A 21615-nucleotide genomic window follows, 5' to 3' on the forward strand; every position below is an offset into this window, starting at 1 on the left:
CGATGAGCAAAAGCGCGCTGGCGCAGCGCATCGACGCCTGGTTCGGCATGCGCGGCTGGTCCATATTCCCGTTCCAGCGCGCCGTCTGGCGTGCGGCTGCACAGGGGCAATCGGGTTTGCTGCATGCGAGCACGGGATCGGGCAAGACCTATGCCGTCTGGTTCGGCGCCTTGCTGCGCGCCGAGCGGCTGGCGCGCAAAAGCAGAAAGCAAGGCTTGCGCGTGCTGTGGATTACGCCCATGCGAGCGCTGGCGGCCGACACCGTGCGCGCCCTGCAAGGTTCTAGCGCAGAGCTTGCGCCCGGCTGGCGCATCGAGGCGCGCACGGGCGATACCAGTGCCGCGCAGCGCGCGCGGCAGGCGAAGGCCTGGCCCGACGTGCTCGTCACGACGCCGGAAAGCCTGTCATTGATGCTGAGCCAGGCGGATGCCCGCGAACGTTTTAGTTTGCTGGAAACCGTGATCGTCGACGAGTGGCATGAATTGATGGGAAGCAAGCGCGGTGTGCAGGTGCAGCTGGCGCTGGTCCGCTTGCGCCGCTGGAATGATACGTTGATGACGTGGGGCCTGTCTGCCACCCTGGGCAATTTGCGGCAGGCGCAGGACGTCTTGCTGGGCGAGGAAAACGCCGGCGTGCTGGTGGAAGGGAAAATTAAAAAACGCATCCTCGTCGACAGCCTGATTCCCACCAACCCCACGCGCTTTCCCTGGGGCGGCCACCTGGGCATTCAGATGCTGCAACCGCTGATCGCCGAGATCGAAGGCAGCGCCACCACCCTCGTGTTTACCAACACGCGTTCGCAGGCCGAGCTGTGGTACCAGCACCTGCTCGATGCGCGGCCCGACTGGGCCGGCTTGATCGCCCTGCACCACGGTTCGCTGGACCGCGAAGTGCGCGAGTGGGTCGAGCAGCACCTGAAAACGGGCGAACTGAAAGCCGTCGTGTGCACGTCCAGCCTGGACCTGGGCGTCGATTTCCTGCCCGTCGAGCGCGTGCTGCAAGTGGGTAGCGCGAAAGGCATCGCGCGCCTGGTGCAGCGGGCCGGGCGCAGCGGCCATGCGCCGGGGCGCATTTCGCGCGTCACCCTGGTGCCCACCAACAGCCTGGAATTGCTGGAAGCGGCTGCTGCCCGGGCCGCCCTGGCGCAAGGCCACCTGGAAGCGCGGCCCGTGCCGGACAAGCCGCTCGACGTGCTGGTGCAGCACCTGGTGACGATCGCGCTGGGTGGCGGTTTTGCGTCGCCCGAGTTGTACGCGGAAGTGCGCGCCGCCTGGTCGTACCGGGACCTGACCCTGGACGAGTGGCAATGGGCGCTCGATTTCGTCGCGCGCGGCGGGCAAAGCCTCACCGTGTATCCGGAATACCGGAGGGTGCTGCCCGATGAGGAGGGCGTGTACCGCGTGCCGGACGTGGCGCTGGCGCGGCGCCACCGCATGAGCATCGGCACCATCGTGTCGGAGGCGGCGATCCAGGTCAAGTTCCTCGGTGGCGGCCGCATCGGCAGCATCGAGGAATCGTTCATCGCGCGCCTGAAGTCGGGCGACCATTTTCTGTTTGGCGGGCGCATCCTGGAATTCGTGCGCGTGCACGAAATGACGGCCTACGTGCGGCGCGCCACAGGCAGCCGCGGCGCCGTGCCGCGCTGGCAGGGTGGCAAGATGCCGCTGTCGTCGGAACTCGCGCATGCCGTGCTCGACCAGTTGCAACTGGCGCAGGAAGGCAAGGCCAGCGGGCCGGAAATGCGCGCGCTGGCGCCGCTGCTGGCCATCCAGCAGGCATGGTCGAGCCTGCCCACGCGCGCGACCTTATTGCTGGAAACCTTGTCCAGCCGCGAAGGCCACCACCTGTTCATGTATCCGTTTGCGGGACGCTCCGTGCACCTGGGCCTGGCGTCCTTGCTGGCCTACCGCATCGCGCGCGTGCAGCCGGCGACCTTGTCGATCGCCGTCAACGATTACGGCTTTGAATTGCTGGGCACGCCCGAGATCGATTTTTCTCCGCTGTTGACGGGCGCCAGCGGCGCCGATCTTGCCCTGTTCAGCACGGACAATCTGCTCGAGGACGTGCTGGCCAGCCTGAACTCGACGGAATTGTCGCAGCGGCGCTTCCGCGAAATCGCCCGCATCGCGGGATTGGTGTTCCAGGGCTATCCGGGCCAGCCGAAAAGCGCGCGCCAGCTGCAGGCCTCGTCCTCGCTGTTTTTTGAAGTGTTCCGCAAGCACGACGCGGCCAATTTGCTGCTCACGCAGGCGCAGCGCGAAGTGCTGGAACAGGAGCTGGAACTGACGCGCCTGCGCGCCACCTTGCGCGAGCTGCATGGCAGGAGCATCAGCCTGCAAGCGCTGGAGCGGGCCTCGCCATTTGCCTTCGGCCTGATGGTCGAGCGCTTCCGCGAACAGCTGACGACGGAAAAGCTGTCGGACCGGGTGGCGCGGCTGGTCAGCGCGCTGGAAAAGGCGGCCGCATGAGTGAGTCGCGGCAGGCGCACTGCGTGGTGGAACTGGCCGGCGAGATTCTATGGCTGCTGGCGCACAAGGCCGTGTACTGGCCGGCGCGCAAGATGCTGATCATCGCCGACATCCATTTCGGCAAGGCGGCCGCGTTCCGCGCGCTGGGCGTGCCCGTGCCGCGCGGCACCACCACGCAAAACCTGCTGGCGCTCGACGCCTTGCTGGCCAGTTACGCTTGCGAGGAAATCGTCTTTCTCGGCGACTTTCTGCATGCGCGCGCCGCGCATGCGCCCACCACCGTGGCCGCCATGCTGGCCTGGCGCGCGCGCCATCCGGACGTGCGCCTGACGGTGGTGCGCGGCAACCACGATGCGCATGCGGGCGACCCGGCCGCCGCGCTGGGGATCTGCATGGTCGATGAACCGCACCAGGTGGGCAAGCTGTCGTTCTGCCATCACCCGGACACCGCCGCGCCCGGCTATGTGCTGGCCGGCCACGTGCATCCCGTGTTTCACTTGCGCGCTGAAAGAGGCGGCTTACGCCTGCCGTGTTTCCTGCTGGGCCAGCAGTGCGTCATCTTGCCCTCGTTTGGCGCATTTACGGGCGGCCATGCGGTGCTGCCAGCCGCTGGCGAACGTGTCTACGTGACGGCCGACGCGGCGATTTTCGCACTACCCGCTAACTGCTGAGTGTCTGGTACTTTTGGTGGAAAACTAAAAGTAACTACGCTACCGTAGGCGGGACTCATCCTACATGCGCTCTTGCCATCCTCCTATTTCTTGTGCCCCATGTGCGCACTAAGATGACGGTTCCCTTGCCATGCGAGGGGGAAGAATTGCATGGTTTGCATTGTTTTTTGCATTGTTTCTGATTCCATCGATCAAGGAGATCATCATGGCCACATCGAGCGACAATAAACAGCAAGGTAATAAAACCAGTAGCGGCAGCGGCGGCAACAAGCAAAGCGATACCAGCAAACGGGGTTTCGCTTCCATGGATCCCGCCCAGCAGCGTGAAATCGCCAGCGAAGGCGGACGTGCCGCGCATGAAAAAGGCACGGCGCATGAATTCACGTCGGAAGAGGCACGCCGTGCAGGCAGCCAAAGCCACAAGAACGATGCCAACCGGCAAAGCGCTTCCAGTTCCAGCGGGACGCGCGACAATGCCAGCATGAACCAGGATGGCAACCGTGACAGTGGCAACAAGCAAAGCGGTGGTTCGGGATCCAGTTCGGGGTCGCGCAACAAGCAGTAAGAAGCGGTAACAAGTAGTCACGAGCAGTAGCAAGCAGTAGCAAGCAGTAGCAAGTGAGCATGACCAGCGGCAGGCAGGTGCGCCGCTGGTCATGTCGCATCTGTCCGCTTGCCGCACAATTTTGATGCAATGCAGCAGCCATGGACTATGATGAATGAGCTGGGCTGGCAAGGTGCAATCACCGTGCCATCACCTCGCAGTCAACTTGCAGTCAACTTGCACTCAGGTACTCACTCACGATCAGGGAGAAGATAATGGGCAACTCGAATACGCCGCACGCGGGCAATAGCCAGGGCGGCACGCCATCCACGGCGGGCAGCAAGCAAAGCACGGCCGATTCGGCCGAAAACTTTGTGCTGGTCGATAGCGAGCAAGGCCTCGATATCGGCGACGATCTGTTTTCCATCGGCGAAGTACGGCGCGCCGACCGCTTGCCCCATCACCAGTCCGGCGTCGCCGGACAGAGCCGGCAGAGCGCCGACAATGCGCCGGACACCACGGGCAGTACGGGCGTCTGAACTTTCCTTCCTGACTGTTTGATCATCCCCACAGGGCCAGCCGCAAAGCGTGTTCGCGCACGCCGGCTGGCCATGCCTGCGTGCGCGCGGGTCAATCACGAAGGCTAGGCTACAGATCGACCCGGCCGTGTTCGCCCAGGTCCTTCGGCGGCTCGCCCGTGATGGCGGCCTTGGCCATCTCATAGAATTGCATCATCTTGCTGGCGCTGCTATCCCAGTATTCGGCCGACTGTATCGTCACTTTGATCAGCGACAGCTTCGGATCGTCGAGTCCGCCCGGGAACCAGGCTTTCACCAGCGGGCTCCACAACTCCTCCGCCTTGGCGCGGTCCTTCAGCAATTGCGCGTGGCCGCAGACGGAGACATACAGGCTGTCGCCCGTGTCGACGAAGCTGACATTGACTTGCGGATTGTTCAGCAAGTCGCGCGTGTAGGCGGCCTCGTCCGAGACAAAGAACCAGATGTGCCCTTCGCTATCGACCTGCTGCTGCGTCAGCGGCCGGCTGGTGAGCGTGCGCATGTCGTCGCTGGTGGTCAGCATGCCGAATTTGACGTCCTTGATCTTGGCCGCGATGCTGGCCAGTTGTTCGCTGGAATACTGTTGCATGTGCTTGCTCCTGTTTGATTGTCCTGAACAACAGCATAGGCGGGCGCGGCGCGCGGCTCTGTACGGCAGCTTACGTAGCAGGCCAGCTTTGTTTCAAAGCTGTTACAAAACGCTGGCCCGGCGGGGCGCCCCATGTATTGACTTAATAAATGATAATCATTATCATTTGTTTGAAAATATCAGCATGCACTTTGATTGAAGGATGGGAATGAAGCACACTGACTTGTCGCGCCACCTGGCCCGCTCCTTGCCGGGAGCAATTGATGGGTAATGCTGGCGCCGCGGACAAGGCCAAGAACAACGCCAGCCGCGCCGTCTGGCTGAAGAACTTGCATCAATGGCACTGGATCAGTTCGGCGCTTTGCCTGCTGGGCATGTTTTTGTTCGCCATTACCGGCATCACCCTGAACCACGCCGGCCAGATCGAAGCCAAGCCGTCCATCACGCGGCAGAAGGCGGAATTGCCGGCGCCCCTCGTCACGCAACTGGCCGCCTATGCCGCCAAGCACGATGGCGCCAACGCGCCGGTGCCGGCCGCCGCCGAAGCCTGGCTCAAGCAGCAGTGGTCGCTCAATGCGGGCGGGCGTCCCGCCGAATGGTCAAGCGACGAAGTGTATTTGCCGCTGCCCAAGGCGGGCGGCGACGCCTGGGTGCGCATCGGCCTCGAAGACGGGGCCGCTGAATATGAATTGACGGACCGGGGCTGGGTATCCTGGCTCAACGATGTCCACAAGGGCCGCAACACGGGCGTGGCCTGGAGCTGGTTCATCGACATTTTTGCCGGCGCCTGCATCGTGTTTTGCCTGACGGGTTTGCTGATTTTGAAGTTCCATGCGGCCAACCGGCCATTTACCTGGCCGATGGTTGGTCTCGGTATCTTGATACCTTGCGCGATCGCCTTGCTGTTTATTCACTGATCGTTTTTATTTTTCCTTTTTACAGGCACACCATGAAATTACGCTACTCCCTGGCGCTTGGCCTTCCCCTGATCGGTACGTCGGCGATGGCGGCCGACCTGGCCCTCAAGCTTGAAATTCCACAACTGAACGTGGCGGAATACCACCGTCCTTACGTGGCGGCGTGGCTGGAAACGGCCGATCAAAAGGTCGTCGGCAACTTGACGGTGCTGTATGACGTGAAAAAGAAGGACAAGGCAGGCGAAAAATGGCTGAAGGACATGCGCCAATGGTGGCGCAAGAGCGGCCGCGACCTGGCCATGCCGGTTGACGGCGTCAGCGGCGCCACGCGTGCGCCGGGCGAGCATACCCTGACTTTCCCTGGCGCCAAGGCCTTGCTCGACAAGCTGCCGGCCGGCGAATACCAGGTGGTGGTGGAAGCGGCGCGCGAAGCGGGTGGACGCGAACTGGTGCGCGTGCCGTTCCAGTGGCCGCTGAAGTCGGCCCAGTCCGTGCCTGCCAAAGGCAAGGAAGAACTCGGCAATGTCGTCGTCCAACTCAAACCATAAGGCGCACATCATGTTCAAGCAATTCAACAAATCCCTGATCGCCCTGGCCCTGGCCGGCCTGGCCATGAACGCCCACGCTCACCGCGGCTGGATGGTGCCATCGAGCACGATGGTGGAAAGCAAGGACGCCTGGGTGACGGTGGACGCCGCCGTCTCCGACGGCCTGTTCGAGATCGACCACCAGCCGCTGCGCCTGGACGCGCTGCAAGTCATCGGCCCGGACGGCGCCAAAGTCACGCCGGCGAACACGGTCACGGGCCGTTTGCGCAGTGTCTTCGACGTCAAAATGGAAAAGCCGGGCACGTACAAGGCGGCCATCGTGTCGCAAAACGTGATGGGCAGCTACAAGCTCAACGGCGAGCAGAAGCGTTTCCGCGGCAACGAAGAGACGTTCAAGAAGGAAGTGCCGGCCGATGCGCAAGAGCTGAAAATCACGCGCACGGCAGCGCGCCTGGAAACTTTCTTCAGCAATGGCGAAACCAGCACGGAAGTGTTCAAGCCGACCGGCGTGGGCCTGGAATTCGTGCCGGTGACGCACCCGAACGACTTGCGCGCGGGCGAAAAAGCCACGTGGCGCTTCCTCGTCGATGGCAAGCCGGCGGCGAACCAGGCCTTCAGCCTGGTGCCAGGTGGCGTGCGCTATCGTGGCGTGCTCGGTGAAATCCGCCAGAGCACGGATGCCAAGGGCGAAATCACGTTTACGGTGCCAGCGGCCGGCATGTATTACCTGAGCAGCACCTGGCCAGCGGCCGCCCCGGCCGTGGCCGGCCAGCCGCCAGCCATGCCCGAGCGCCGCATGACGTACGCGGCCACCGTGGAAGTGCTGCCGCAGTAAGCGGCGGCATCGTCACGAAAGCGCCGATGCGCCGGGTCCTGCTGCCGCAGCATATTTCCGATCAGGTCGCGCCGCCCGGCGCCGCGATCCGGGACTTGCGCGGCCTGACCATGGGCACCAGCTGGTCGGTGCGCCTGCTCGAATCCGCCATGCCGGGTCGCGCGGGCAGCGCCGACTTGCAGCAGGGCTTGCAGCAGCAACTGGACCTGGTCGTGGCGCAAATGAGCCACTGGAGCGACGAGTCCGACCTGGGCCGCTTTAACCGGGCCGAGGCGGGCAGCTGGCACAGCCTGCCCGCCGCCTTTTGCGAGGTGCTGGGTTTTGCCATGCACGTGTCGCAAGTGTCCGGCGGCGCGTACGACCCGTGCGCTGGCGCACTCGTCAACCTGTGGGGCTTCGGCCCCCGCCACCGTTACGATGAACCCGGTTTTCTGCCGCCGAAAGACGATAGCGTGGCCTTGCTGCTGGCGCAGCGCCAGCGCCGCCGCCTGGAACTCGATTTGCCGGCCCGCCGCGCGCGCCAGCCGGGCGGCTTGCAGCTCGATTTGTCCGCCATTGCCAAGGGCTATGGCGTGGACCGCCTGGCCCGCTACCTGGACAGCCAGGGCATCCACCATTACCTGGTGGAAGTGGGCGGCGAGCTGCGCGGCGCCGGCAGCAAGCCCGACGGCCAGCCGTGGTGGGTGATGCTGGAACAGGTCGATGGCGCCGATGGTGCCGATCATGCGCAGCATCCTGCGGAAATGCTGCTGGCGCTGCACGGCTTGTCCGTGGCGACGTCGGGCGACTACCGGCGTTTCTTCCAGGACGGCACCGTGCGTTTCTCACACACCATCGATCCGCGCAGCGGCATGCCGATCACCAATCAACTCGCTTCCGTCACCGTCGTGCACGAGCAATGCATGGCGGCCGACGCCTGGTCGACGGCCCTGACCGTGCTGGGTGTCGAGGCCGGCATGGCCCTGGCCGAAGAGCAGGGCCTGGCCGCGCGCTTCGTGCAGCGCGACGGCGATGGCTACCACGAAACGCTGAGCAGCCACATGCTGGCCATGCTCGACGAATGAACGATTAATTCCATGATTTTTACGCACGATACGACGCGGCTGGCCTTGCTGGCTGCCCTGTCCCTCAGTTATGCGGGCGTGTGCCTGGCGCCCTGGCTGCGCGCGCGCGCCAAGCGCCGCGCGTCCGATGCCGCCAGGGCGGCCCTCGCCAACAGTCCCGCCTGGCTGGTGGCGTATGCGAGCCAGACGGGCAATGCCGAGGAACTGGCCACGCAAACGGCACAGAGCCTGCAACTGGCCGGCATCCCCGTGCGCCTGTGCGCGCTGGCCGAACTCACGGCCCTTGATCTGCAACAAGCGGAACGGGCCCTATTTTTGGTCAGCACGTATGGCGAAGGCGACGCGCCCGACAATGCGGCCGCCTTCATGGGCCGCCTGATGACGGGCGAGCTGGCGCTACCGCAATTGCATTACGCCGTGCTGGCCCTGGGCGACCGCAGCTATGGCCAGTTCTGCGGCTTTGGCCGCGCGCTCGACGCCTGGCTGGCGGGACAGGGCGCGTCGCGCCTGTTCGAGCGCATCGAAGTCGATCGCAGCGCCAGCGCCGCCATCGAGCAATGGTTCCAGCACCTGAGCCACCTGGCCGGTACCAGCGATGCGCCCGACTGGAGCGCGCCCGCCTTTGGCGACTGGCGTTTGAGGCAGCGGCGTCACCTCAACCCTGGCAGCGCCGGCGGCGCCATTTATCACGTGGAACTGGCGCCCGTGGCGGGTGCTTTGCCTGACTGGCAGTCTGGCGACCTGGTGCAGGTGACGGCGCCTGCCGACCCGTCGCAGCCGCGCGAATATTCGATCGCCTCGATCCCGCGCGATGGCGGCGTGCACTTGCTGGTACGCCAGCATGCGCATCCCGATGGCAGTCTGGGCCTGGCCTCTGGCTGGCTGACGGAGCAAGCCAAGGTGGGCGATGTGGTGCAGCTGCGCTTGCGCCAGCACAAACGCTTCCGCCTGGAAGACAATGCCCAGCGGCCATTGATTTTGATCGGCAACGGCAGCGGCATCGCCGGCTTGCGCGGGCATTTGAAAAGCCGTGTGCTGGCAGGACAGCGGCGCAACTGGCTGATCTTTGGCGAACGCAATGCGGCCCACGATTTCCATTATCGCGAAGAAATTGAGGGCTGGCACGCCAGCGGCGACTTGCCGCGCCTGGACCTGGCGTTTTCACGCGACCAGGCCGAGCGGACCTATGTGCAAGACCGCCTGCGCGGCAATGCCGACGAGGTGAAACTGTGGCTGGAACAGGGCGCGGCCATTTATATTTGCGGCAGCCTGGCCGGCATGGCCGGCGGCGTCGACCAGGCCCTGCAGGAAATCCTGGGCCGGCCCGCGCTCGACGCGCTGGCGGCCGAAGGACGCTACCGGCGCGACGTGTATTGAGTTTTTGACGCCGCCAGCGCGTTCGCGCGCACACGGCTATCATGATTGTTTCATTCAAGGAGACACATCATGAGCGACAGCATTTACGACATTCCTTTGCGACGCATCAATGGCGAGCCCGCCAGCCTGGACGCGTACCGCGGCAAGGTCGTGCTGGTGGTCAATGTCGCCTCCGCCTGCGGCTTGACGCCGCAGTACGAAGGCCTGGAAAAACTTTACGCCGACAAGCAGGCCGAGGGCCTGGTGGTGGCCGGTTTTCCCGCCAATGAATTCGGCGCGCAGGAGCCGGGCAGCAATGCCGAGATCGCGGACTTTTGCCGTGGCACGTTTGGCGTGCAATTTCCCATGTTTGAAAAAATCGTCGTCAAGGGGCCTGGCCAGCATCCGCTGTACCAGCGCCTGGTGCAAGAGCAGCCCCGGGCGCAGGAAAAGCCGGGCAGCGATTTCCGCGCCAAGCTGGCCGGCTACGGCATCACGCAGGAGCAGCCCAGCGACGTGCTGTGGAATTTCGAGAAGTTTTTGATCAGCAAGGACGGCAAGGTGGTGGGGCGTTTCGCACCCGACACCACGGCCGATGATGCACTCTTGCGCGAGGCCATCGCGCGCGAGTTGCAGGCTTAGGCTCTAGTCGGCGGCGTCCAGCGCGGCCGGCTCCATTTCCCCGCTCACTTCCTGCAAGCCGCGCGCCAGGCTGGAAATGCTGGGGTTGTCGATGAAGACGCAGCGCTTGCCCGTGCGCTTGCAATAATCCTTCACGCGCCAGTAGGCGCTGTGGCTGATGCAGCCCGTCTGGCAAATCACCAGGTCGGCCGCCGCCAGGCTCGAATCGAGCAGGTTGGCATTGTCTTCCAGGCCGCCGTCGTGGTGGGCGAATTGCGCGCCGACCCGCTCGATCAGGGCGCGATAGGTGGCGACATTGCCGCTGCGTCCGCCCACGCACAAGACGCTTTGATCGACGAGGCGGATCGGCATTTTCAGCTTGCCGCCGGTCGGCACTTCCAGCTTCGGCGCCGGTGGCGGCGCGACAGCGGCTGGGCGTGGCTGGGCCTGCTTCAATTCCGCGATTTGCTGGCGCAATTCCTTCTCGCGCTCATCCATCTGCGCCAGGCGTTCGACCAGGCGGGTGCGCGATTCCAGCGCGGGAATCGCGGCCTGCAATTGCGCCAGTTCCGCGCGCAAGCCATCGATCACGCTATCCTTGCCGATGGATTCCGCCCGCGTGCGCAGCAGCACGGCTTCCTGGCGTTCCAGCTCGCCTGTTTTTTCCATCAGTGCGGCCTGGCTGCGTTGTTGCAGCTTGGCCAGTTCGTGCGCCATGCGCGCGTTTTCTTCCTGCAAGGCCGTAAATTTGCCCATGTCGGCACGCACGCAGGCGCCGGCCTGGTGCTGGATCATGTGCAAGTCGCGGCACATCTGCTCTTCCAGCTCTGCATCGCAGCGCGGGTGCGTCAGACCGGCCCAGAAAGCGCCCGACACGTCGCCGTTGGCGACGGCCGTGCGCCACAGTTCGGCCACTTGTTCCGTGGTCTTGGCGCCGCGAAAGCGCAGGATCACGGGTGCGTAGCGGCGTTCGAGTTCCTTTTGCAACGCTTCGGACAGGCGGTTGCGCGCGCCGCATTCCGTCACGGCGCCCACGTGCACTTCATAGTCGTCGGCCAGCACGCGTCCGCCCGTCATCTTGCCCACCAGCTTGCGCAGGTAGCCCAAGGGCAAGCCCACGCCGACCAGCGGGCAATGGCAGGTGTGCGACAGTTCCCACAGCCGGCGGCGGCGCGAAGCGAGCGCGGCCGTGTCGGCCCCGCCGCTGGAACAATTGCTGATGACGGGCAGGGACTGGTCTTTGTCACACATGGCGATATCCTGTTGGACGGTGGGGATGGAAAAGAAATTATTGCGGCAGGGGCGAGGCAGGGCGCTTGGCGCTCAGCATGCGTGCCAGGCGATCGAGCAAGGTGCTCCTGGGCGGTGCCGGCTTGTGCAGCGCCACCAGGGCGGCCCATTGCTGCGACACTTGCTGGCAAGTTGCTTGCAGCACGGGGCCCAGGCCGGGCGAACCCGACAGCACTTGCAGATGGCGTTCGATGACACCGGCCAGTTTCTCGCAGGGACTGCCCGCATGGTAGTGCGACATCAGGTGCAGCACGGCCGACAGCAGCAATTCAGGCTGCTGGCCTTGCGGAGAAGGAAACATCGGGGAAGGTCGGTCGTTCGCCATCAAACACTCCTGTGCGGTGGTTTGGCTGGCTGCGCGCGCGGGGCGCGACTGGCTGGCGAGTGTGGTGACTGGCTGCCGTGCTGCTTCAGGCAGTCAGGATCAGCTTGTTCAATTGGGTGACGCGCAGGCGATAGATCTTGCCGCTGTGCTCAATCTCCACTTCGCGTCCCTGCTGCAGCAGCGCTTCGCTGGTGATGCGGCGTGCCGGCTGGGCCATGCTGACGGGAGGACGGACGTGGGCGGTAGCGGCATCCTGGATCAAGGCTGGTTTTGAGCTTTGCATGTTGGGCTTTCTTTATCTCAGTTGAGAATGATTCGTATTTGCATTATTGTTGAATGTGGCCCGAAAAGCAAGGCTTATTTGTGCGGAATCCGTGCTTTTTTATGGTGACATGGCAGCGTGGACGATCGTGCTGCGCAAAGCAGGCCGCAGGAGCGGCGCGGGAGGCGGGGGCGGCAAAAAAGACCCGGCAAGGCGTCGTGCGCCTTGGCCGGGTCAAGCCTGTGCCAAGCTTGAGGAAATCGGGATGAAACTAGATGGTAGCCAGCAATTGCGCCGAGGCGCTGGCGGCGGCGGTGGTATCGGCCTTGAGCTTGGCGGCGGCCAGTTGCTTGGCGCGCGAGCGCGACGGCGGCAGGCGGCGCAGGGTTTTCAGGGCGTCCGGATCCTTGATGCCGATGGTGCGCTGGTCAACCGTGATCAGGCCGATTTCATTGAAGGCGGACAAGGTGCGGCTGACCGTTTCCAGGGTCAGGCCCAGGTAGCTGCCGATTTCATGGCGCGTCATGCGCAGGTTGAACAGCTTGCTCGAATAGCCCATCTGCGCGAAGCGGTCGGCCAGCGAGACGAGGAAGCGCGCCACGCGGGCTTCGGCGCTGAGGGCGCCCAGCATGCCGATCATGGCTTGCTCGCGCACCAGTTCGCGGCTCATCACGCCGTACATGACGTTTTCCAGTTCCAGGTGGACTCTGCCCAGCGCCGTCAGTTTCTTGAACGGCAGCAGGATCAGGTCGCAGTCGGACAGGGCCACCGCTTCCGAGGAGTAATGGCGCGAGTGGATGCCGTCGACGCCCAGCATGTCGCCCTTCATGGGGAAGCTGAGTACCTGTTCATTGCCGAATTCATCGATCAGCACGGTTTTCAGGAAGCCCGAATTGACGATGTACAGGGTGTCGAACGGTTGGCCGATCGTGTGCACGCGCTGGCCCGTCTTGAATTGCACGTGCTGGAACAGCAGTTCGTCGGCGGCGATGGTGCAGGCGCTGGAGATATGCAGCAGGTCGCACACCTCCTTCAGGTTCGACCAGAGCCGGCCCTGGCGCTGGCGCCCCGCTTCCATTGGAGAAGAGGGGGCCAGCGATGGTGAGGCAGCGCGGGTGTCGGGCGTTTGCGTGGACAGCATGTTCATCTCCTGGTGACAGGTAGTTCAGAGTTGAATGACGGGGTGCACGGGGCGGCGGGCAGGCAAGGGTCGGCGGCGCGCGTCCAGGCAGGTAATGCTCAATTCGCTGAAGACTTGCTGTGTGATGAAATAACTTTCCAGCAACTTGATTACTGGTTTCAGTATGCCAACAACCGTATGCAATTAATATCAGCAGTGGCTGAATATGGCAGTAGGAGCTGTGGTAGGCGAGGTAGGATTGTTCCTACAGTTGGCGCGCGGGCGCGCGCCAGGAGGATCACGTCTTGAAGGGCGATAGCAGGCGGTGCGCGACGGCATACTGGACCATTTCGGATAGCGAACTCATGCCCATCTTTTGCATGATGCGCGTCTTGTGCGTACTCACCGTTTTGACGCTCAGGTGCAGGTTGTTGGCAATTTCCGTGATCGACTTGCCTGCCACCAGCAGGGAAAAGACTTCGAATTCGCGGTCCGACAACTGTTTATGCAGCAAGCTTTCATTCGGCATCATGATGTTGAGCACGAGTTGCTCCGCCACCTCGGCGCTGATGTAGGGACGCCCGGACGCCACCTTGTGGATGGCGCCCACGAGCTGGGTACCCGCGCTTTCCTTGGTCAGATAGCCTTGCGCGCCGGCGCGGATGGCGCGCACCGCATATTGCTCTTCCTCGTGCATGGTGAGGATCAGGATCGACAGCTTGGGCGCCTCGCTGCGGATTTGCCGGATCAGGTCGACGCCGCTGCGGCCCGGCATCGACAGGTCGAGCAGCAACAGGTCGAAGCCGCCCTGGCGCACGTGGTTGAGGACTTCAAAGCCGTCGATGGCTTCACCCACGATGTCGATATCCGGCGCGCCGTCAAGGATGCGCTTTAATCCTTCACGCATGATGGTGTGGTCGTCGGCAATCACAATACGTATCATAGGCGGGCAATCTGGTGGCGTGTAATCTGCTCTGTCCGTCACCGGACAATCAAATGTTAAGAAACGAGAAACGTTGTCATTTTAACTGAAGCGGCCGTGCCTTTGCCTTTTTCTTGGTGTGCCGGCAATGGCGCTGGCCCCGTGGCCATGTGACCTTTTATTTTGCCGCGGGTTCCTTGATCAGCCTGTGCACGAGCACGGGCAATTTCGAGTGCGACAGCACCTTGTTGGTGACGCTGCCCAGCAGCAACTGACCCCAGCCGCTGCGGCCATGCGAGCCCATGAAGATCAGGTCGCATTGCTGCAGTTGCGCCACTTCCACGATTTTCAGGGCGGGGCTGTCGGAAAATGCCGTCAGGCCTGTCGCCTGCAGGCCCCGCTTGGCGGCCGCGTCGAGGATGGGCTGCCAGTGGTCGGCGCCCGCCTTGCGCATGGCGATGCGGTATTCCTCTTCGCTGGGATAGCTTGGTGGAATGATTTCGATGTACACAGGGTACTGGTATTCGGGCGCCACGTACACGGCAAGGATGTCGGCGTGCATCTGTTCGGCAAAGGCAACGCCGGCACAGGCCGTCAAGTTGGAGACGGTGGAGCCGTCCGTGGCGATCAGAATTTTCTTATACATGGCAGGTCCTTTGGCAGTGACTCAGCGCGCGCAACGCCTCTTATTGTAGACGCGGCGGCAGCATTGTATTCATGTAAAGACTTGATAATTATCAATACTACTGCACCTTCAGTATAGACAACATTGGCAGAAAGATCGTGTTTAGCTGCAACGATGGCCGTGCAGGGCTGTTGCGCAGGCGCCCGCAGGCAGGATTTCTTGTGTCGCGCGTGGTCTTGCACGCACGCCAATGGTAGTATTTCAAAATACAACAGCAGGAACACTTATTTCCTGGTGGAAAAGCTCTTGTGGACCCGCTTTGCACCAGGAAGCGCGTTTTGAGATTTACCAACAGGGCGGCGCCCTGCTACACTCGCACCATCGCAGCGGTATTGCCTCAAATCATCTTAATCGAGAAATTGTGGGTATCAGTCTGTAAAACGCACAGTTCAGGCGGAATTTTGACAAATTATGGAGAAGCAGGGATATGACCAACGCCGCTGATGATTTCGATGCATTATTCGATGAAGTATCCGCGCAAAGCGCGGCCGCAGCCACGCCGGCGCCTGCCGCCGCGCCTGCTCCCGCCGTGATCGCGGATGACGATTTTGACGCGCTCTTCGATTCCGTGTCGGCCAGCACCGCCGTGCCGGCGGCCGCCGAGCCGGTTGCGGCCCCCGTGGCCAGCGCCGACGCGCCTGGCGAAGCGGCCGATCCGGTCGACCAGTCCGACAAGCCGATGTTCGAGCGCCTGGGCGGCATCGTGCGCCTGCTGCACGATTCGCTGCGCGAACTGGGCTACGACAAGGCGTTGACGGAAGCGTCGTCGCAGATCGTCGACGCCCAGGACCGCCTGGAATATGTCGCCACCCTGACGGAACAGGCCGCCAACAAGGTACTCAACACGCTCGACGAAGGCATGCCGGCGCAGGACGTGCTGTCGAAAAAAGCCAAGGACATGGACGGCCGCTGGACGGCCCTGTTCGACGGCAAGCTGAGCCTGGAAGAATTCAAGGCCCTGGCCGGCGATTCGCGCCAGTTCGCGCAAGCCGTTGCCGAAGCGACGGAAGCGGAAAAAGCACGCTTGCTGGAAATCATGATGGCCCAGGACTTCCAGGACATCACGGGCCAGCTGATCAAAAAAGTGGTCAACATCACCAAGACGGTGGAAAACGAGCTGGCTCAGCTGCTGCGCGACAACGCGCCGGCCGAGGTGCGCGAAAAGCTGGCGCAAAAGCCGGTGCCGCTGATGCAGGGCCCGTCCGTGCCGTCGGTGGCGCTGGACCAGGATAATGTAGACGACCTTCTTGCGGATTTGGGATTCTAATGGACGATATGCTCAAGGATTTCGTCGTTGAGGCGATGGATCTTGCGGTTAATGTTGAAGAGCACTTATTGCGCCTCGAGCGTGATCCTGACAACAAGGAAACACTGAATGCCGTGTTTCGTTCCTTCCACACCATCAAGGGCGGCGCCGGCTTCATGGGCTTGCCCGCGCTGGTGGCGGCCTGCCATCTGACGGAAAACCTGTTTGACGCCTTGCGCACGGGCGCCGCGCCCGTGACGCCGATCGCCATCGAGGCGGCGCTGCAAGCGTCCGGTTTCGTCGCCGACCAGCTGACGGAACTGGCGAATGGCGCCGCGCCGGAAAGCTTGCCGGCCATGCCGGAAGAGCTGGAACACATCCTGACGAACGCCATCGAAGGCAAGGGCATGGATGCGCCTGCGCCTGCCGCCGCCGTGGTGGCGGAAGTGGCCGCGCCCGTTGCCCAGGTCGCTGAAGTCGTGGTGGCCGCACCTGCCGCCGCCGTGTCCACGGCCAGCGCCGATGGCCTGGACTGGGAAGCCATGTACAACGCCGTCGTGCCGGCCGCTAGCCAGATCGCTGCCGCACCGGTGTCCGCCGCCGCCGCGCCTGCCGCCGTGGCCGCCGCGCCTGCTGCCGCTGCCGCCGCCAAACCGGCTGGCAAGGCCTGGGATGGCGCGGAACGCCGCGAAGAGCGTCCGGAAGTGCGCCATGCCGCGCCCGTCAAGGAAGACAGCATCCGCGTCGATGCCGTCAAGCTCGACGCGCTGCTGGAAGTGGCCGGCGAATCCGTGCAGGCCGCCAACCAGGCTGCCGTGCTGCTCGAACGCTTGCTGCAATTCAAATTCGAAGGCCAGGCCGCCACCCTGATGGCGACTTTGGCGGAAACCCTGGAACGCGCTTCGCGCTACTCGACGGAACTGCAGCGGGCCACCCTGGCCACGCGCATGCAGCCCGTCGGCCGCCTGTTCCAGAAATTCCCGCGCCTGGTGCGCGAACTGGCGAAAGACCTGGGCAAGGATGTCGAACTGACCATCGAAGGCGCGGAGACGGAAGTCGACCGCGTGGTGGTCGACAGCCTGTACGATCCGCTCGTGCACATGCTGCGCAATTCGCTCGACCATGGCGTCGAATCGCCGGAAGCCCGTCTGGCCGCCGGCAAGCCCGCCAAGTCGTATATTTCACTGAAAGCATGGCAGGAAGCCAACAGCGTCATGATCGTGCTGCAGGATGACGGCAAGGGCATGGACCCGGTCTTCCTGCGCAGCAAGGCCCAGCAAAAGGGCTTGATCAGCGAAAACGCGCAGTTGAGCAACGACGAATGCTTCCAGCTGGTGTTCCTGCCGGGCTTCTCGACCAAGGAAGTCGCTTCCAGCGTTTCCGGACGCGGCGTGGGCATGGACGTGGTGAAAACGGCCGTGGAGAAAAACCGCGGCGCCATCCACATCGAATCCACGCTGGGCAAGGGCACGAAATTTGCCATCCGCCTGCCGATCGAACTGTCGATCGTGCCGACCATGCTCGTGTCGACCTCGGGCGCCGCGCTGGCGCTGCCGATGGCGGTGGTGCAGCGCGTCGTCGAATTGCCGGAAACCTTCATGGAAGTGGGCGGCGCGCCGGTGCTGAAAGACCAGGGCCGTCCATTGCCCGTGCGCTCGCTGGCCGGCTCGCTGGGCTACGAATCGTGCAGCGAACGCGTCGGTATTGTTGTCGCTGCGCCACAGCCGTACATTCTCGCCGTGGAAGCCGTCGATGGCACGGCCGACCTCGTGATCAAGCCGATGACGGCCATCACCGTGGAAGGTATTACCGGTACTGCCCGCTCGGCCGAAGGCGAGCTGGTGCTAGTCGTGGGCCTATCTTTCCTGATGGATGGTTGCAGGGGAAGTGTGCGCATGGCTGCCTAACAACACAGGCCAGTTCACATCCAGCCCGCTGCAGACCTCTGCAGCGGGCTTTTTTTTCGGCTTCTTTCGATTTTTATTCGCCCCGCCGGCATTTTGGCGGATTTTCGTATCAGCAATTTTTTGGCCATATCCGCAAAGCGCACCAAATTTTGTATCGCCCATCCCACGCTGGGGCGGCTTTTGGTTCTGCATTGCACAATATATGGCATAATCATTGCCGATCCCTTCGATCAGTACGACAGATCACTTAAACAGGCTGTGGCAACGCTGCATATATCATGATGAAGACGCTTTACGACAAACTCTGGGAATCCCACGTTGTTCGGGCCGAAGATGATGGCACGACAATTTTGTACATCGACCGGCACCTGCTGCACGAAGTTACCAGCCCGCAAGCCTTCGATGGCCTCAGCGTGGCGGGCCGCCAGCCGTGGCGCATTTCCGCCAACCTGGCCGTGGCCGACCATAATGTGCCGACCACCAGCCGGGTCGACGGCATTGCCGACCCCGTTTCGCGCCTGCAGGTGGAAACGCTGGACAAGAACGCCAAGCACTACGGCTTGACCTACTTCAACATGAACGACAAACGCCAGGGCATCGTGCACGTGATCGGCCCGGAACAGGGCGCGACCTTGCCCGGCATGACGGTCGTCTGCGGCGACTCGCACACGTCCACGCATGGCGCGTTCGGCGCGCTGGCGCACGGCATCGGCACGTCCGAAGTGGAACACGTGCTGGCCACGCAAACCTTGCTGCAAAAGAAATCCAAATCCATGCTGGTGCAAGTCGACGGCGCCTTGCCGACCGGCGTGACGGCGAAAGATATCGTGCTGGCCATCATCGGCAAGATCGGCACGGCCGGCGGCACGGGCTACTGTATCGAGTTCGGCGGCTCGGCCATCCGCGCGCTGTCGATGGAAGGTCGCATGACGGTGTGCAACATGGCCATCGAGGCGGGCGCGCGCGCCGGCATCATCGGCGTGGACGACACCACCATCAATTATGTCAAGGGCCGCCCGTTTTCGCCGGCCGGCCCGCACTGGGAACGGGCCGTGGCCTACTGGCGCACCCTGCATTCGGACCCGGGCGCCCGCTTCGACCTCGTCGTCACGCTCAACGCGCAAGAAATTCAACCGCAAGTGACGTGGGGTACGTCGCCGGAAATGGTCATCGGCATCGATGGCCGGGTGCCAGACCCGGACAATGAAAAAGACAGCGTCAAGCGCGACGCCATCGAAAAAGCCCTCGTCTACATGGCCCTCAAACCGAACACGCCGATCACCGATGTGCGTATCGACAAGGTCTTCATCGGCTCCTGCACCAATTCGCGCATCGAGGATTTGCGTGCGGCCGCCGCCGTGGTGCGCGGCAAGTACCGCGCCTCGAACGTGACCCTGGCGCTGGTCGTGCCCGGTTCCGGCCTCGTCAAGGACCAGGCCGAACGCGAAGGCCTGGACCGCATCTTCAAGGATGCCGGCTTCGAATGGCGCGAGCCCGGTTGCTCCATGTGCCTGGCCATGAATGCGGACCGCCTGGAGCCGGGCGAACGCTGTGCGTCCACCTCGAACCGCAACTTCGAAGGCCGGCAAGGCCAGGGCGGCCGTACCCACCTGGTGTCGCCCGCGATGGCGGCCGCGGCGGGTATCGCCGGCCACTTTGTCGACGTGCGGGGATTGCGATGACGGCAGGGACTGGCGCCGCTGGTTTACACTAGCGGTATCAGTCCCATCTTTCTTATCGAGAACTCATCATGAAAAAACTCTTCGCCCTCCTCATCGCCACCGTGATCCTGTCTGGCTGCAACACCGTCTCCGGCATCGGCCGCGATGTGCAGAAAGTCGGCCAGGTCGTCACTGGCGCCGGCGGAAAATAAACCGCGACGTGCCGGCGCCCAGCGCCGCGCGTCCTACCGAGTAGAAACAGCATGGATAAATTTACGATTTACGAAGGCCTGGTCGCCCCGCTGGACCGCGCCAACGTCGACACCGACGCGATTATCCCGAAGCAATTCCTGAAATCGATCCACCGCAGCGGCTTCGGCCCCAACCTGTTCGACGAATGGCGCTATCTCGACCATGGCGAGCCGGGCCAGGACAACAGCCGCCGCCCGCTGAACCCGGAGTTCGTGCTCAACGAGCCGCGCTACCAGGGCGCGTCGATCTTGCTGACGCGCAAGAACTTCGGCTGCGGTTCCTCGCGCGAACACGCGCCGTGGGCACTCGATCAATATGGCTTCCGCGCCATCATCGCGCCTTCCTTCGCCGACATCTTCTTCAATAATTGCTACAAGAACGGCTTGCTGCCCATCGTGCTGTCGGAAAGCCAGGTCGAGCACCTGTTCAATGAAGTCAAGGCGTTCCCCGGCTTCAAGCTGGTGGTGGACCTGGAACAGCAATGCGTGCGCACCAGCAACGGTTCTGTGTCGTATCCGTTCGAGATCGACGCCTTCCGCAAATATTGCCTGATGAATGGGCTTGACGATATCGGCCTGACCCTGCGCCACGCCGACGATATCCGCGCCTTCGAAGAACGGCATCTGACCAATCAGCCCTGGCTGGCCAACGTTATCTAAAGATCATTCCATGAAAATTGCAATCTTACCCGGCGACGGGATCGGTCCTGAAATCGTCGCGCAAGCCGTCAAGGTCTTGAATGTGCTGGGCGAATCGTTCGAGCTGGAAACGGCGCCCGTGGGCGGCGCCGGCTATGCGGCCCATGGCCACCCGCTGCCCGAAGGTACTCTTGCCCTGGCGAAAGCGGCCGATGCCGTGCTGTTCGGCGCCGTGGGCGACTACCAATATGACAACCTCGAGCGCCAGTTCCGTCCGGAACAGGCGATTTTGGGCTTGCGCAAGAACCTGGGCCTGTTCGCCAACCTGCGTCCCGCGATTCTGTATCCGGAACTGGCGGGCGCCTCGACCCTGAAGCCGGAAGTGGTGTCGGGCCTCGATATTTTGATCATCCGCGAATTGACGGGCGACATTTATTTTGGCCAGCCGCGCGGCGTGCGCGAGTGCCCGGACGGTCCGTTCAAGGGCCAGCGCGAAGGTTTTGACACCATGCGCTATGCGGAAGGCGAGATCCGCCGCATCGCCCATGTGGCTTTCCAGGCTGCGCAAAAGCGCGACAAGCGCCTCACCAGCGTGGACAAGGCCAACGTGCTGGAAACCTTCCAGTTCTGGAAAGACATCGTCATCGACGTGCACAAGGAATACCCGGATGTTGCACTCGATCATATGTATGTCGACAACGCGGCCATGCAACTGGTGCGGGCGCCGAAGAAATTCGACGTCATGGTGACCGGTAACATGTTCGGCGACATCCTGTCGGATGCGGCCGCCATGCTGACGGGTTCGATCGGCATGCTGCCGTCGGCCTCGCTGGACGCCAACAACAAGGGTCTGTACGAGCCATCGCACGGCTCGGCGCCCGATATCGCCGGCAAGGGCATCGCCAATCCGCTGGCGACGATTCTTTCTGCCGCCATGATGCTGCGCTATTCGCTGAACCGCGAAGAGCAGGCAAACCGCATCGAGGCAGCCGTCAAGCACGTGCTGGCGCAGGGCTTGCGCACGGCCGACATCCATGAAGCGGGCACGACTTTGGTCGGTACCGAGGCCATGGGTGATGCAGTTGTAAAAGCTCTGGGATAAAATAGTCTAATGACGGCAGTCGCCGTCTCATCTTG

The 21615-nt window shown here is 63.0% G+C and carries 23 protein-coding genes; 16 read left to right on the forward strand and 7 right to left on the reverse strand.

Going from position 1 to position 21615, the window contains the following annotated elements:
- Positions 1–2 precede the first annotated feature (2 nt).
- The 4 genes from ACPJXG_RS06875 (at position 3) to ACPJXG_RS06890 (ending at position 4222) form a co-directional block, all read left to right on the forward strand.
- Positions 3–2468, forward strand: a complete 2466-nt coding sequence (locus tag ACPJXG_RS06875; protein WP_425253776.1) for a ligase-associated DNA damage response DEXH box helicase — start codon at positions 3–5, stop codon at positions 2466–2468.
- Positions 2465–3139, forward strand: a complete 675-nt coding sequence (gene pdeM, locus ACPJXG_RS06880; protein ID WP_425253777.1) for a ligase-associated DNA damage response endonuclease PdeM — start codon at positions 2465–2467, stop codon at positions 3137–3139. Before ACPJXG_RS06875 ends, pdeM begins: the two co-directional genes overlap by 4 nt.
- A 205-nt stretch (positions 3140–3344) precedes the next feature.
- Positions 3345–3704, forward strand: a complete 360-nt coding sequence (locus tag ACPJXG_RS06885) for a KGG domain-containing protein (RefSeq protein ID WP_176388985.1) — start codon at positions 3345–3347, stop codon at positions 3702–3704.
- 254 nt (positions 3705–3958) lie between these two features.
- The gene (locus ACPJXG_RS06890; protein ID WP_425253778.1) at positions 3959–4222 is read left to right on the forward strand and encodes a hypothetical protein; all 264 of its coding nucleotides are present in this window, start codon (positions 3959–3961) and stop codon (positions 4220–4222) included.
- Between the two features lie 109 nt (positions 4223–4331).
- On the opposite strand, the gene ACPJXG_RS06895 is transcribed toward ACPJXG_RS06890, so the two are convergent.
- Positions 4332–4829, reverse strand: a complete 498-nt coding sequence (locus ACPJXG_RS06895) for a pyridoxamine 5'-phosphate oxidase family protein (protein ID WP_035821078.1) — start codon at positions 4827–4829, stop codon at positions 4332–4334.
- A gap of 263 nt (positions 4830–5092) precedes the next feature.
- On the opposite strand from ACPJXG_RS06895, the gene ACPJXG_RS06900 reads away from it, so the two are divergent.
- From ACPJXG_RS06900 to ACPJXG_RS06925, 6 genes are all read left to right on the forward strand, one after another.
- Complete coding sequence (locus ACPJXG_RS06900) at positions 5093–5746, forward strand: PepSY-associated TM helix domain-containing protein (protein ID WP_425253779.1); 654 nt, start codon at positions 5093–5095, stop codon at positions 5744–5746.
- A gap of 32 nt (positions 5747–5778) precedes the next feature.
- Positions 5779–6294: a DUF2271 domain-containing protein gene (locus ACPJXG_RS06905; RefSeq protein ID WP_099403641.1), complete on the forward strand. Its 516-nt coding sequence runs from the start codon at positions 5779–5781 to the stop codon at positions 6292–6294.
- Positions 6295–6304: 10 nt separating this feature from the next.
- Entirely contained in the window at positions 6305–7129 is an 825-nt protein-coding gene (locus tag ACPJXG_RS06910; RefSeq protein WP_425253780.1) for a DUF4198 domain-containing protein, read from the forward strand.
- 26 nt (positions 7130–7155) lie between these two features.
- A complete protein-coding gene (locus ACPJXG_RS06915; protein ID WP_425253781.1) occupies positions 7156–8193 on the forward strand; it encodes an FAD:protein FMN transferase in 1038 nt (345 codons plus the stop codon).
- A 12-nt stretch (positions 8194–8205) separates the two neighbouring features.
- Complete coding sequence (locus ACPJXG_RS06920; RefSeq protein ID WP_425253782.1) at positions 8206–9570, forward strand: sulfite reductase subunit alpha; 1365 nt, start codon at positions 8206–8208, stop codon at positions 9568–9570.
- A gap of 69 nt (positions 9571–9639) precedes the next feature.
- Positions 9640–10191 (forward strand): glutathione peroxidase, encoded by a 552-nt coding sequence (locus tag ACPJXG_RS06925; protein ID WP_425253783.1) that lies wholly within the window; start codon positions 9640–9642, stop codon positions 10189–10191.
- Positions 10192–10194: 3 nt separating this feature from the next.
- Here the strand turns inward: ACPJXG_RS06925 and ACPJXG_RS06930 are convergent, their stop codons facing one another.
- From ACPJXG_RS06930 to ACPJXG_RS06955, 6 genes are all read right to left on the reverse strand, one after another.
- Positions 10195–11421 (reverse strand): DUF2325 domain-containing protein, encoded by a 1227-nt coding sequence (locus ACPJXG_RS06930; RefSeq protein ID WP_425253784.1) that lies wholly within the window; start codon positions 11419–11421, stop codon positions 10195–10197.
- A gap of 37 nt (positions 11422–11458) precedes the next feature.
- Positions 11459–11785, reverse strand: a complete 327-nt coding sequence (locus ACPJXG_RS06935; RefSeq protein ID WP_425253785.1) for a hypothetical protein — start codon at positions 11783–11785, stop codon at positions 11459–11461.
- Positions 11786–11870: 85 nt separating this feature from the next.
- The gene (gene hemP, locus ACPJXG_RS06940) at positions 11871–12068 is read right to left on the reverse strand and encodes a hemin uptake protein HemP (RefSeq protein WP_034750559.1); all 198 of its coding nucleotides are present in this window, start codon (positions 12066–12068) and stop codon (positions 11871–11873) included.
- 250 nt (positions 12069–12318) lie between these two features.
- The gene (locus tag ACPJXG_RS06945) at positions 12319–13125 is read right to left on the reverse strand and encodes a Crp/Fnr family transcriptional regulator (RefSeq protein WP_035821063.1); all 807 of its coding nucleotides are present in this window, start codon (positions 13123–13125) and stop codon (positions 12319–12321) included.
- A 340-nt stretch (positions 13126–13465) separates the two neighbouring features.
- The gene (locus ACPJXG_RS06950; RefSeq protein ID WP_034783426.1) at positions 13466–14110 is read right to left on the reverse strand and encodes a response regulator; all 645 of its coding nucleotides are present in this window, start codon (positions 14108–14110) and stop codon (positions 13466–13468) included.
- 157 nt (positions 14111–14267) lie between these two features.
- Positions 14268–14735, reverse strand: coding sequence for a universal stress protein (locus tag ACPJXG_RS06955; protein WP_035821061.1), 468 nt, complete (start codon positions 14733–14735; stop codon positions 14268–14270).
- A 466-nt stretch (positions 14736–15201) separates the two neighbouring features.
- Between ACPJXG_RS06955 and ACPJXG_RS06960 the strand changes: the two genes are divergently transcribed.
- From ACPJXG_RS06960 to leuB, 6 genes are all read left to right on the forward strand, one after another.
- Entirely contained in the window at positions 15202–16041 is an 840-nt protein-coding gene (locus ACPJXG_RS06960) for a protein phosphatase CheZ (protein WP_035821059.1), read from the forward strand.
- A complete protein-coding gene (locus ACPJXG_RS06965; protein ID WP_425253786.1) occupies positions 16041–17927 on the forward strand; it encodes a chemotaxis protein CheA in 1887 nt (628 codons plus the stop codon). Before ACPJXG_RS06960 ends, ACPJXG_RS06965 begins: the two co-directional genes overlap by 1 nt.
- Positions 17928–18205: 278 nt before the next feature.
- Entirely contained in the window at positions 18206–19609 is a 1404-nt protein-coding gene (gene leuC, locus ACPJXG_RS06970; protein ID WP_425253787.1) for a 3-isopropylmalate dehydratase large subunit, read from the forward strand.
- Between the two features lie 68 nt (positions 19610–19677).
- Positions 19678–19800 (forward strand): lipoprotein, encoded by a 123-nt coding sequence (locus tag ACPJXG_RS06975; protein WP_010400408.1) that lies wholly within the window; start codon positions 19678–19680, stop codon positions 19798–19800.
- Between the two features lie 51 nt (positions 19801–19851).
- Positions 19852–20499: a 3-isopropylmalate dehydratase small subunit gene (leuD, locus tag ACPJXG_RS06980; RefSeq protein WP_035821053.1), complete on the forward strand. Its 648-nt coding sequence runs from the start codon at positions 19852–19854 to the stop codon at positions 20497–20499.
- A 10-nt stretch (positions 20500–20509) separates the two neighbouring features.
- Positions 20510–21580 carry a 3-isopropylmalate dehydrogenase gene (gene leuB, locus ACPJXG_RS06985; protein WP_035821051.1) on the forward strand — a complete coding sequence of 357 codons (1071 nt, stop codon included), beginning with the start codon at positions 20510–20512 and terminating at the stop codon, positions 21578–21580.
- The last annotated feature ends 35 nt before the right edge of the window (positions 21581–21615 follow it).

Source organism: Janthinobacterium sp. NFX145, from assembly GCF_049810325.1.
Lineage (GTDB): Bacteria > Pseudomonadota > Gammaproteobacteria > Burkholderiales > Burkholderiaceae_D > Janthinobacterium > Janthinobacterium rivuli.